This window comes from Paenibacillus sp. RC67 (genome assembly GCF_030020805.1).
Classification (GTDB): Bacteria; Bacillota; Bacilli; order Paenibacillales; family NBRC-103111; genus Paenibacillus_S.
The window spans coordinates 5,098,035-5,110,431 of sequence record NZ_CP125098.1 but is presented as its reverse complement, the minus strand read 5'-3'; the positions used below and the strand labels follow the sequence as shown (position 1 = coordinate 5,110,431).

Below are 12,397 nucleotides of genomic sequence, written 5' to 3'. Positions count from 1 at the left end.
ATTTTTAAATGTGACCGTCACGGCCTTTCAGCGATGAAGGCTCGACAGCATGCTTAGGGCGAAAATGATTCGGCGACTGTCCGGTCCAGCGCCGGAACTGACGCGAGAAATGTGTCGCTGAGTGGAAGCCGAGCAGCTCTGCAATCGCAGCTACCGATTGATCCGTCGTCACAAGCAGACGCTTGGCTTCATTCAGTTTCAACTCGCTAAGAAATTGGCGCGGAGAGACGCCGTATATGTGCGAGAACACTTTGGAACACTGAAAGCGGCTCATATTCATCCTTTTGGCAATCTCCGCAATAGTAATGTCGGAGTATAGATTGGCACTTAGCAGCTCTTCCATCCGATGAGCAATTTCCGCTGTGAATTGGGTCGCATCATGTACAGGTTCTTCGTTTATCGTTTGCTCCTTTAATAAGCCTATCATTTCCGATATGATCAGCAAAATATGAGCTTGTACGGCCAGTCGATCCTGCACGCCTAGAGAAACATGCTCCTCCTTCGGGCTGCCGGACAGCTGGTTGCCGGCAATGCTCTGGCCTAATACAGCTTCAAGCTGCCTAACGTAAGCAGGGAGCAAGCTATCCGATGCGGTCCTGCCGCTAATGAACTGATACGGCTCTACGCCAAAGATACGCCGCATCTCGGAATCATCGAGATCGAAATGAAGATTGAAAAATACATAAGGGAGATCGCTATCGTTAACGATGGCATGCTTGACGCCGGATTTTATCAGGAGCCAATCTCCTTGTTTCATCGATAGGGTATCTTGGCCGAACTGCTGCCGGACTTCGCCATCGAGACAGCAGACCAGTTCAATAAGATGATGATGATGCTTTGGATAGGTCCACGCGGGAGGCTTAATGCCAAAGTGGCATCCGGATACTTGCAGCGTATTGGTAAAGTTGGTGAATGTCCACTGCCTGTCCATAGTTGCTCGTTCCTTTCAGTAAAAAAATGTCCGGTTCCGAATGTTAGGTCATCTTTAATAGTACCGCAATTCGATTCGCAGCACAAAAGGTTATACAAACGACACGTTTGGTTATTTCGATTGTCCGCTCAATTACTTACAATTTGAAGAGCAAATAAATTAAAATCTGTGAGGTTGAGCATATGGCTGTATCATTCGAAGTAGTTGGCAATCAATTTAGGCTGAACGGGGAGCCTGCACGTATTGTTGCGGGAGCGATTCATTATTTTCGCGTGGTGCCTGAATATTGGAAGGATCGTCTGATTAAGCTGAAAGCTTGCGGCTTCAACACGGTGGAGACTTATGTAGCCTGGAATATGCATGAGCCGGTGGAAGGCAAATTTTGCTTTGAGGGTCTTGCCGATATTGTCCGGTTCATCGAACTGGCTGGGGAGGTCGGTTTGCATGTGATTGTCCGCCCTAGCCCGTATATTTGCGCGGAATGGGAATTCGGAGGACTTCCAGCATGGCTGCTCCAATATCCGAACATTCGCTTACGCTGCAATGATCCGCTATTCTTAAGCAAAGTGGACGCTTATTACGATGTGCTGCTGCCGAAGCTGAAGCCGCTATTATGCACAAACGGCGGACCGATCATCGCGGTACAGATCGAGAATGAGTACGGGAGCTACGGCAACGATATGCAATACCTCGAGTATTTGCGCCAAGGACTGATTAAGCGCGGCGTCGATGTGCTGCTGTTCACATCCGATGGTCCGACTGACCAGATGCTGCAGGGGGGAACCGTCCCAGGGGTGCTGGCCACCGTCAATTTTGGCTCCCGTGCAGCGGAGTCGTTCGAGAAGTTCAAGGAATACCGTCCTGATGAGCCTCTTATGTGTATGGAATATTGGAATGGCTGGTTCGACCATTGGATGGAGGAGCACCATACCCGCGATGCGGGCGATGTAGCCAAAGTACTGGAAGAAATGTTAGCCATGGATGCTTCCGTCAACTTTTATATGTTCCACGGCGGCACTAACTTCGGCTTCTATAACGGAGCCAATCACATCAAAACGTATGAGCCTACGATAACGAGCTACGACTACGACTCGCCGTTGACGGAATGGGGTGATGTCTCAGATAAATATGTCGCAGTCAAAGAAGTGTTGAAGCGTTACGGATACGAGGTAGAGGATACGCTGCCGGAGCAGGTTAAAAAAATCCGTTACGGAGAAGTCACGCTGACAAAACGCGCTGCACTGTTCGAACAATTGGATAACCTGTCAGCTCCAGTGAAGCGTACAAATCCCGAACCGATGGAAAAATTCGGCCAAAACTATGGCTTCATTGTGTACGAGACGCAAGTATCCGGACCTCGCCGCAGTCAACAGCTGCATATCCAAGACGTACACGATCGGGCGCAGGTGTTTCTGGACGGAGTCTACATCGGGGTCATCGAACGCTGGAATTATGCTCCGCTTACTGTGGATGTTCCTGCCAGCGGCGCTCGTTTGACCATTCTGGTTGAGAACATGGGACGCATCAATTACGGACCGCTGTTGAAAGACTACAAAGGGATTACGGAAGGCGTGCGTCTCGATTTTCAGTTTCTATTTGATTGGACCATGTATACATTGCCGCTGGATACGCTCTCTGCGCTTCAATATTCGGAGACTCCGGCCGGAGCTCAGCCTGCGGACAGTCCGTCGTTTTATCAAGGCACGTTCGAAGCTGAAGAAACGGCGGATACATTTATCCGCATGGACGGCTGGAAGAAGGGAGTCGTTTACGTGAACGGCTTCAATCTAGGCCGTTATTGGGAGGCTGGCCCGCAAAAGGCGCTGTATATCCCAGGGCCCATATTGAAAAAGGGCAGCAATGAGATCGTCGTATTCGAGCTGCACGGACCCGCTGCTCCGGTCGTCACTTTGGACGACAAGCCGGATCTTGGAGGTATAACCACAGTGGAGGATAGCATGATTAGTTTTACTTCTAATTAATGAATCGGGGTACCGAGGCAGGAAGCGACTCTATTTTAACCTACGATAATTCCATAAAACAGCGGTAGTCTAGGACTTGATATTCTCGTCCTAGGCTTCCGCTGTTTTCCTATGCTCTATGATGCGAGCCAGATCCGGTTTTCAACTCCAGCCCTATCGTAATCCTTGTCCGAAATACTCACTTTTCAGACTCACAATTGTATTTTAACTCTCTGAGCTGCAATGTATGATTAGGAAAATGAGAAGAGGGGGGTTTTCTATATAATGAACAGGAAAAAAGCACTAAGCCTTGCATTGATCGGTATCGTAGCGATGACTACCGCGTGTAACGGATCAAGTCCATCGCAGCAGGGAGCCAAGGAAGAGGAAAAGAAGGAGCCGATTAAGCTGACGGTTCTTCAATATTTGCTCACGGTAACGGACGAGGACTTCAATAAGCTGATTGCGGAGCCTGTCAAAGCGAAGTTTCCTCACATCACTATGGAGCTGGTCCGTAAACCGGCGAATCAATCCTTCGAAGATATGCTCACTGCCGGGACGTTCCCTGATCTGATGCTTCAGGCAAATTTTGATATTTACAAATATACGACCTTAGGTCTTGCCGAGGATTTAACCGCGCTGGTGAAGAACAACAACATCGATTTGTCGCAGTTTGATCCGAACATCATTCAGACGCTGAAGAGCTATGGACCGAAGAGCGAATTATATATGCTGCCTTTATACAGCAATCCTGCGGCACTTTACTACAACAAGGATATTTTTGACCGCTTCGGCGTTCCCTATCCGAAGGATGGGAGCACTTGGGATGAAGTGATCAGCCTTGCCCGCCAGTTGAGCCGAACGGATGGAGGCCAGCCGTATTACGGTCTCGATTTGATAGCCGCCCCGCGCGTATCCGCATCCATGATGCTCCCGCTGTGGGATCCGGGCACTGGCAAAGCGGTTCTTACGACGGACAGCTGGAAAGCTTATTTCGAAATGTACAAGTCCATCAAGGATATTCCCGGCAACCAGACGAAAGGCATCTTCAATGATTTTGAGAAAAATAAAAACCTGGCTATGATGGTCGCCTATAACCGGTTGACTCAACTGGAGGACCTGCACAAAGCAGGCACCGCTCCGAACTGGGACATTGTGACCTTCCCAAGCCGCAAGGAAGCGCCTCTGGTTAAAGAAACCGATGTATCCGGTCTCCTTTTATCTACCAATAGCAAGCATAAAGAAGAGGCGTTCCAGGTTATGAAATTTTTGACGGAGAAGGAAAGCCAAGCCCGAATGGCCAGAAGAGGGCTGATCCCGGTCATTACCGATTCGGAAGTGACGAAGGAATTTGGAGCTGATCTATCGTCTCTCCAAGGGAAGAATGTACAAGCTCTGCTGAAGATGAAAATCGGGCAGAACCCACCGCCGACCGAGCATGAGGAGATTATTAAAGACGTCATCAATAAATCCATGACCGAGTATCTGAAAGGAAATGTGGACGTCAATTCGATCTTAAGACGGGCGGAGGATGAGGCTAATAAAAAAATCGCTGAATCCAAAAGATAGCTCAGTTCCATGGCTTGCCGGCTAGAGAGCTTCTATTGGATTTTACTAAAAAGCTTTCGAAAGGCGCTCGGTCTCACTCCAGTTTTACTTTGGAACAGGTTGGAAAAATAATGCGGATCCATATAGCCAAGCCTATAGCCAATATCGCTTATGGTCAGCTGGGTGTCGAGCAGCATCAGCTTGGCGGATTCCATTTTTTTGGTGATCACGTAGTTATAAATCGTCGTGCCAACTTCTCTATTGAACAAGCGATTCATTTGCCGGGTAGAAATGCCTACCTGTGTAGCGAGCTGGTTCGAATCGAAGGGCTGAAGGATGCTGTTATCCAAAAATTGCTTGATAGCTTGAACCGCAGATGATAGCGCTTCCCCTCGTTTGCGCAAAGTTTCCGAGAGGGTGACGATGATCCGCATGAGGATGATCTGCAGCTCGTTTTGCATTTCTTCAACCGATTTATGTATAGCGCTTTCAATGGCCTCTTCAAATAAAGGTCCCGCACCGCATTGCGATGTCACGACATGGGGAAGCAACTGGTAAGCTTCAAGCATCTTCAGAATCCAGTTGCCGCTAATGTTCAACCATATATAAGACCATTGCTCCGGATGATTCGGATCGGCGTTAACTTCATGATAGCAGCCTGCAGGCAGAATGAAGACGTCTCCTTGTCGGGCAGTATGGGTGTGGGAATCGACCTTAACAATGCCTTGCCCGGTTAAGATAAAGCCCATAACGGTAATTTTGGCAAGCTTTCGAATGTTGCTGTAGTCCGTATCACAGTAGTTAATTCCTAAAAACTGCACGCTCAGAGGAGGAGGCTCACCTAACGGAGGCAGGTGATAGATAGGGCCGTGCTTGCCGGGTTTGTTCAACATTGTCATCCATGCTCCCTTAACGACGTAGTTCCTGGTTCCTATGATGTATTGTAGCATGGAATAGCCTGACAGGACATGACTTGATGATGCGCTGCTTTTTTTTACAAATAAAATAAGCAGGATCTTGAATGTCCTTTTTCCTCACCTTGAGTGCCGATTTCTCTATTAAGTAGTTAAAACAGCCAAGATATAATGAAGATAACTTACCACTTACACAGCTAAGAAAGGGGACGAATCAAGTGACAACATCAAGCATGGAGCATCAGAAACAACGAAACGCCTATCTCATGGGTTACTTCCGTTCGGGTCCCGGACAAAGCCACACGGATGAAAAACTGCATTATGCCTACAGCCGTGACGGCCTTCACTGGTATGAGCTGAACGAGAATAAGCCGGTCTGGGCATCCCGTCTAGGAGAAGGCATATTAAGAGACCCGTTTATCGGCAAAGGACCGGACGGCAAATGGCATCTTGTCTTTACGATCCGCCCTCGGGGGGCCACATATTGGTTATGCAACCTCTGATGATCTAATTCATTGGAAAGAAGAACAAGCGCTGCCTATCATGAAGGACATCCCGAACACCGTCAACAGCTGGGCTCCTGAGTTTACTTACGATCCCGTACAGGAACACTTCCTGGTTTACTGGGCTTCAAGCACAGGCAAAGATTTAAGCAATAGCAAACACTATTGTGCGCGAACGAAAGACTGGACATCATTTACCGATGCTGAATTATACTTCGATCCGGGTTTTCAAACCATTGATGCAAGTCTTGCTCCCTATGAGGGGAAATATTATATGGCGGTCAAGGATGAAAGTCATGTCTACGAGCCGTTAAAATACCCTCACCCGCCCATGAACTTCTTGGCCGTGTCCGATCAGTTGGAAGGTCCATACGAAAGAATACCTGGTGTTCAGACGCCGGATTATACGGAAGGTCCGGAATTTCTATGGATCGAAAATGAAAAAAAATGGCTGTTGTACTATGATTATTGGGCTTATGGCAAGTTTGGCGTTATGGAGTCCTCCGATATGGTTCAATGGTCCGATGAATTGGAAGAGGATAAGATCCGGTTCCCTTACCGTGCAAGACATGCAACGATGTTTTCTGTCACCGAGCAGGAGCTTCTGCGTTTATTGGACAAGTACGCTTTGCTGGCGCAATACCGCACACCGACTTATTCTCCGGTTAGAGTTGCAGCAGAAGAGTCGGAGGGCTTCTTCCACGATGGCTTCGCCATGCGTTCCATTGCGATGCATATTCGACCGAATTCTATTACGGGCACTCAAGTTTTGTTTGACGAAGGCGATTCCATGAATGGACTAGCTCTTCGTATCCGTGAGGGCCGTTTAGAAGCTGCGGTATGTTCGAACGGGCACCGGTTCCAAGTATCCGGTGAGCTGTTACAGCTGAAGCTGATGCAGTGGAACCATACAGCAATGACTTATGATGAAGGAAGAAAGCTGTCCTTGTATGTGAATGGCCTTCTTGCAGGCGAAGGCAGCGCGCCGTTTGCTCTAGTGAGAGCCCATGACTGCTCAGGGGGCTACGGAGGAAGATTCGGCACGGATGCCTTTGGTGATCAAGGAAACAAAGCAGCCTTTGACGGGGGAATTAAGAATGTGCAGATCTACTCCGTCCCGCTGCATATGGAGGATATTAGGGCAATGACTGCATCCCAATAGAACCTGTTCAATTCGCGATAAGAAAGGAGCCATAGTATGCAAAGTGATTTTCTTATACAGCCGCCTCATCCAGAAACGGAATGGTCCTCCTGCACCGGGTATTCCGATTCGGCCGGAGTTGTACAACGAATCCTGGATACCCCTTTAAAGGACGCCAGCATTTGCGCTGGGCCGGATCGTATGTATTACTTGACTGGAACGAACGATGGGTCAACTGTACAGGTATGGACGTCTTCAGATTTAAAGCAATGGACGGGGCCAAAAGTCATATGGAGTTTGGAGCAAGATGGAACGTGGCAGGAAGAAGGTGCCGGCGCCAATGAAATCTGTGCTCCGGAAATTCACTACATACAGGGATCGTATTGGATCGCTTATGGACTGCAGCGAGGCGGCACCGGGCTGCTGAAGAGTCTGTCCGCATCCGCCTATGGCCCTTACCGCGATATGGGGAGGATGACCGAAGACGGACAGGATGCTTCTTTATTTGTAGATGAAGACGAGGTTGTGTATTGGATCTATGCCAATGGCAACATTGCGAGAATGAATGAGGAAATGACGGGGCTGGCGGAACATCCCCGAATGGTGGAAGTACAGCCTTGGAAGATCGCGGGGCGGGAGGATCATCCATCGTACTCCGGGAACTTGCAGGTTGGAACGCATGGAGCTTTTCTAACCAAACGGGACGGTTATTATTTTATGTTTTGTGCCGATGCGCTCGAGAGAATGGGCAGCAATGCTGTCGATACCTTTGTAGCGGTAAGCCGCTCGATTTACGGCCCTTACAGCCGGCGGTATTTGGCGCTTCCCCACGGTGGGCAAGTCACCTTATTTACCGGATGGGACCAAAGGTTGTATGCATCCTTCACGGGCTGCGGGAGCTATTCCCCTGTAGAGCATTTTCCTTCCGTTGTGACTATGGACTTTGCAGGTCCGGGCTTCATTAGACCCGTCGAAGAAGCGGTTCTTGAGAAGGGACCTGTCGGAAGTCTGAAACCTCTTGCGGGCTTTCTGATTCGGGATCCTCATATTAGTACTAGCCCGGATGGGACGTATTACTTGACGGGGACATCGGATAAGCCGCACCGGAATTTTTGGGACCGGAATAATCAGCTCCATTTGTGGAAATCACAGGATCTAGAGGAATGGACCCATGTGGTCAAAGTATGGGATCTCGCCGAGAATGGCACCTGGGAAAATAACATTTATGAGAATCCCTGCCTCTGGGCACCGGAAATGATCTATTTATACGGCACCTTCTGGATCACTTATTCTCTTAAAGGTGGAGGCACCGGGCTGATTAAAAGCGTGTCAGGAAAAGCAGAAGGGCCGTATATCGATATGGGACGAATGACGAATACGGATATTGACTCCAGTCTGTTCCAGGATGATGATGGTCAAGTCTATTATGTATGGCAGGACGGGAAAATTGCCAGGATGAAGAATAATATGACCGGCTTTGCTGAAGACCCCCGCAAGCTGTTATGCTCAGACGGGCAGCGTGTTGGCTACGAAGGCGCCTTTATTGTGAAATACAAAGGCAAGTATATTCTGGGAGCAGCGGAATGGAACGGGGACAAACGTGTGGACGGTACTTATGATTTGATGTATGCCGTCGCCGATGATTTGTACGGTCCGTATACTCCAAGAAGGCTTGCGGTACCTCACGGCGGCCACGGAACGATGTTTATTGACAATGAGGGCCGACTTAGGTCTACTTTTTTTGGTAATGATCGAACCGCTCCATTCCGGACTCGAGTGGGTATTGTCACTCTTCAAGGCGAAGAGGATGGACAGGGGATGCTCATAGAGCCGTGTTTCGAATAATAATAGAAACATGAATCAAGCTCCTGAGCGGGCAGGATTCATGTTTTTTTAGTGACTCATCTAATTCCAAGTATTAATATAGTATTAATTGAAGAAAGGAGGTGCCAGCCCATGAGATTGTTCTCTATTAGAAAGCTGATTTCTCCGACCCTAAGCATTCAAGGCAAAATCTTTGTTGCCTTTAGTCTCGTTACTCTACTTGGCATAGCTGCCGTAACGAGTATCGTCTACTTGTATATGAGAGAAACGGTCAAGAATAATGCGATAACTTCTGTCGTAGATAGTATACGGCAAGCGGATGAGTCCTTGAATCTCCGATTTGAGGAAATCAGCCGATTAAATACGGTGGTTGCGACCAATAAAACCGTACTGAATACGCTGCAGAGCGCTACTGAGGAGCCAAGCTACGAATGGTTTCAAGAGCAGAAACAGATCGAGGAGTTTTTATCGGCAGTGATTGCGTACAAGCCTTATATTTCGCGGGCTTCCGTTATTGGACTGAACGGGAAGGTGTTTTTCGTCGGCTCCCCGTGGCTGGATAAGAGCATATTACATTCACCTGTAATAGATTACTTGCTTCAGAATGGCTCAGGGCATGCGTATTTTCACCACACAGGCTCTAGCGATTCCATTGTGACTGGCCGTGAGCTTCGATATAACCGGCAAGTCATCGGTCTCGTCATGTTCGATCTGAATTATGAGTTTATTAAAAAGACCTACGATGTTAAGCCTACATCGGACAGCATGCTGTATGTCCTGGATGAGAAAAACGAATTCATCTACCAGCCCGGAATAAGCGAGGTTACCCAAGATATGATCATCCAGCTGAACCAAGAGCTTGGCGGTTCAGGGACATCGGTGGAAAGAACTATTGGTCAGAAGTCTTATCTTGTTATAAGCCGGAAATCAGCAAATACGGGGTGGTCTACGCTGGCGCTCGTTCCTATGAAATCGCTATTGAGCGAAACGGTGCGTATACGCAATGTGTTGGCTGAGGTGGCTATCATCGTCTTTGTGATTATCGTCATAGGTACTTTGCAGGTTTCGTCAAGGATGACCCGAAACATTCGTAGGCTGAGATCCATGATGATGCATGTAATGGATGGCAACATGACGCTTCCGCCCATAGAAATTCATTCCAAGGATGAGATAGGACAGCTTTATCAGGTGTTCAAAAGTATGGTGGCGGAGTTAAGACGGTTACTGGAAGGGATTGTGACCACGGAGAGGGAGAAGCGGGAGGCGGAGCTCGCCGTTTTGCAGGCACAAATCCGTCCGCATTTTCTATATAACACGTTGAATACGGTAAAGTATTTGGCCAAGCTTAACGGGGTACCCAATATTGTAGAAGTATCCGAATCGTTGATAGAGCTTTTGCGCGGTGTACTGGGGAACTCGAATGAGGTTCTCTCTCTCCGGGAGGAATTACAGTATGTCCGCAGCTACGTAACCATCGAAAAATACAAATATGTAGAACCTGTTCATTTGACCGTTGATATTGAAAATGACGAGCTGTTGCAATGCCATGTCCTTAAACTCATGCTGCAGCCTATTGTGGAAAATGCCATTATTCACGGGATCACCTCCGCGGAGCATGAAGGTATTGTCCTGATTCGAGTATATAAAAATGAAGAGCATGATGAACTGCGAATTGAAGTGAGAGATAACGGCAAAGGCATGACGAAGGAGCAGATGGATGCCCTGTTTGAGGTTAAGAACGGGCAAACTAGCAACCGCTTCAGCGGCATGGGTGTCCGCAATGTGCACGAACGCATCGTTCGGCAGTATGGAGAGCCTTATGGCGTGTCCGTCCAAAGCGAACCGGGTGAATATACTCAGGTACAGATCCGATTTCCGCTGCTTCCGGGTGCGGATAGTATAACAGGAGGGATGAGGAATGTTTGAGGTGTTATTGGTCGATGATGAAGCATTGGCCCGCAACGATGTGAAAGGAATGCTGAACTGGGAGAAGCACGGGTTCACCTTATGCGGCGAAGCAGCGAACGGAGCAATGGCCCTGTCGATGATCGAGCAGCATCCTCCACATATTGCGATTCTGGATGTGAGCATGCCGACCATGAATGGCTTGGAGCTAAGCCGCATCATCAAGGACCGCTTTCCCAAGGTCAAGATGATTATGCTAAGCAGCTTTGACGATTACGATTATGTGCGGGATTGCCTGAAGAATGGAGCAATGGATTATGTACTCAAACATCGCTTAACCCCAGAATCCCTGGTATCGCTTCTGAATAAAGCGGTTCAGGATTTGGAGTACGAAGAACGGGAGCATCAAGTCCGAAGCGCTCAAACCAAAATGATGGAGCGGCTAAGTCCTGTTATTTACCGCGAGTTTGCAGCTAATCTGGCTAGAGAGGGGCGGGAAGCCGGTGAGGAGCTGGAAGCTTATGCCCGGGAGAATCAGCTCTATGCTCATTCTGTAGTATACGGCAGCGCAGCTGTGCAAATCGTTCCTTTTCAGTTACTGACGGAAGCCTTGACGGATGTGCAAAAAAACCGGCTTGTACAGCAGGCCACGGATGTGATGCAAATGGCTGTCGGGGACATCCATAAGCGGACAGTAGGCTACGTAGGAGAGGGGCGCTTCATCGTTCTGTTCGCCTCTGAGGATCGAAGCGAACATATGATTGCAACCCAGATCAATCAGGCGATGAGCAGCCTTTCCCATTCATTGGAGAAATTCCTTAATTTAAAAAGCATCCATGCCACAGGGCCGCTTTGCGGACGGTTGCGGCAGCTCGCAGCCAGCTATTGCAAAGCGGATCAGGATATTACCCATACGTTGTCTCCTGACTCGATTCGTTCCGTACAGCAGGAAACTCTGTTTGCGGAAGAGCAGAAGCAATTGCAGCTGTTCCTGGAGCAGTTGGAAGCAGAGAGAATGAATGAGGTCCTATCCAGCGTGTTTGCTTCCATTCAGCACCTGCCCGTTTACTCCATGCATGTACAAATCACGATAAGCGAGCTGCTGCAGATCGTTGAAAGATTTGTTAAGCGGCATTTTCCTAATCCGTCTATGGAAGAAACCGAACTGATTCCGTCACGAAGCGACCTTGGGCGAATGGGAAGTATTGCCGAGCTGGAGTCATGGTTGAAAGCTTATTATATACGCTGTGTTGAGGCGATCAAGAAGCAGCATGCAGGAGGACCTTATTCTCGCCATATTTCGAAAGCTATTCAATTCATTACGGCCCACTATGCCTCCAATATCTCCTTGGACGCTACGGCAACGGCCTTAATGCTTAATTCCTCCTACTTAAGCCGGTTGTTCAAAGAGGAAACGCAAATGACGTTCACGGAGTATTTGAACCGGGTTCGTATTAAAACCAGCTGCATCCTTATGGAATCCGGCGCTTATTCTTTAAAGCAAATTAGCAGTCAAGTCGGTTTTTTAAATTACACTTACTTTTTTAAAGTCTTCAAAAGCATCACAGGCATGACACCTCAAGCGTACATGGACAGCTTGAAACCGTCAAAGAAGTAGAATGGAATGTCAAATATTTGGAACGGACAGATACGGAGCAGGGACTATAATA

At 48.3% G+C, this 12,397-nt stretch carries 9 protein-coding genes; 7 read left to right on the top strand and 2 right to left on the bottom strand.

The features are described 5' to 3' along the window. Window positions 1–4 precede the first annotated feature (4 nt). Entirely contained in the window at window positions 5–931 is a 927-nt protein-coding gene (locus QMA13_RS23285; RefSeq protein ID WP_282936127.1) for a helix-turn-helix domain-containing protein, read from the bottom strand. 182 nt (window positions 932–1,113) lie between these two features. On the opposite strand from QMA13_RS23285, the gene QMA13_RS23280 reads away from it, so the two are divergent. Together QMA13_RS23280 and QMA13_RS23275 are read left to right on the top strand one after the other, a co-directional pair. Further along, entirely contained in the window at window positions 1,114–2,913 is a 1,800-nt protein-coding gene (locus QMA13_RS23280) for a glycoside hydrolase family 35 protein (protein ID WP_282936126.1), read from the top strand. Between the two features lie 264 nt (window positions 2,914–3,177). Then, entirely contained in the window at window positions 3,178–4,461 is a 1,284-nt protein-coding gene (locus tag QMA13_RS23275) for an ABC transporter substrate-binding protein (protein WP_282936125.1), read from the top strand. A 32-nt stretch (window positions 4,462–4,493) separates the two neighbouring features. Here QMA13_RS23275 and QMA13_RS23270 read toward each other — a convergent pair whose 3' ends face one another. Beyond that, window positions 4,494–5,333: a helix-turn-helix domain-containing protein gene (locus tag QMA13_RS23270; RefSeq protein WP_282936124.1), complete on the bottom strand. Its 840-nt coding sequence runs from the start codon at window positions 5,331–5,333 to the stop codon at window positions 4,494–4,496. 239 nt (window positions 5,334–5,572) lie between these two features. Here QMA13_RS23270 and QMA13_RS23265 point away from each other — a divergent pair, with 239 nt between their 5' ends. The 5 genes from QMA13_RS23265 to QMA13_RS23245 all read left to right on the top strand — a co-directional run bounded on the left by QMA13_RS23265 (window position 5,573) and on the right by QMA13_RS23245 (window position 12,345). Next, a complete protein-coding gene (locus QMA13_RS23265) occupies window positions 5,573–5,857 on the top strand; it encodes a hypothetical protein (protein WP_282936123.1) in 285 nt (94 codons plus the stop codon). Further along, a complete protein-coding gene (locus QMA13_RS23260) occupies window positions 5,805–7,019 on the top strand; it encodes a LamG-like jellyroll fold domain-containing protein (RefSeq protein ID WP_282936122.1) in 1,215 nt (404 codons plus the stop codon). Before QMA13_RS23265 ends, QMA13_RS23260 begins: the two co-directional genes overlap by 53 nt. Before the next feature lie 36 nt (window positions 7,020–7,055). Then, complete coding sequence (locus tag QMA13_RS23255; protein ID WP_282936121.1) at window positions 7,056–8,843, top strand: family 43 glycosylhydrolase; 1,788 nt, start codon at window positions 7,056–7,058, stop codon at window positions 8,841–8,843. A 111-nt stretch (window positions 8,844–8,954) separates the two neighbouring features. Next, complete coding sequence (locus tag QMA13_RS23250) at window positions 8,955–10,748, top strand: cache domain-containing sensor histidine kinase (RefSeq protein WP_282936120.1); 1,794 nt, start codon at window positions 8,955–8,957, stop codon at window positions 10,746–10,748. After that, window positions 10,741–12,345, top strand: coding sequence for a response regulator (locus QMA13_RS23245; RefSeq protein ID WP_282936119.1), 1,605 nt, complete (start codon window positions 10,741–10,743; stop codon window positions 12,343–12,345). Before QMA13_RS23250 ends, QMA13_RS23245 begins: the two co-directional genes overlap by 8 nt. Window positions 12,346–12,397: the final 52 nt, after the last annotated feature.

What these genes read in the sequence shown, in the direction of transcription:
- QMA13_RS23285 (WP_282936127.1), bottom strand. Translation starts at nt 931, where the DNA reads ATGGACAGGCAGTGGACATTCACCAACTTTACCAATACGCTGCAAGTA.
- QMA13_RS23280 (WP_282936126.1), top strand. Translation starts at nt 1,114, where the DNA reads ATGGCTGTATCATTCGAAGTAGTTGGCAATCAATTTAGGCTGAACGGG.
- QMA13_RS23275 (WP_282936125.1), top strand. Translation starts at nt 3,178, where the DNA reads ATGAACAGGAAAAAAGCACTAAGCCTTGCATTGATCGGTATCGTAGCG.
- QMA13_RS23270 (WP_282936124.1), bottom strand. Translation starts at nt 5,333, where the DNA reads ATGTTGAACAAACCCGGCAAGCACGGCCCTATCTATCACCTGCCTCCG.
- QMA13_RS23255 (WP_282936121.1), top strand. Translation starts at nt 7,056, where the DNA reads ATGCAAAGTGATTTTCTTATACAGCCGCCTCATCCAGAAACGGAATGG.
- QMA13_RS23250 (WP_282936120.1), top strand. Translation starts at nt 8,955, where the DNA reads ATGAGATTGTTCTCTATTAGAAAGCTGATTTCTCCGACCCTAAGCATT.
- QMA13_RS23245 (WP_282936119.1), top strand. Translation starts at nt 10,741, where the DNA reads ATGTTTGAGGTGTTATTGGTCGATGATGAAGCATTGGCCCGCAACGAT.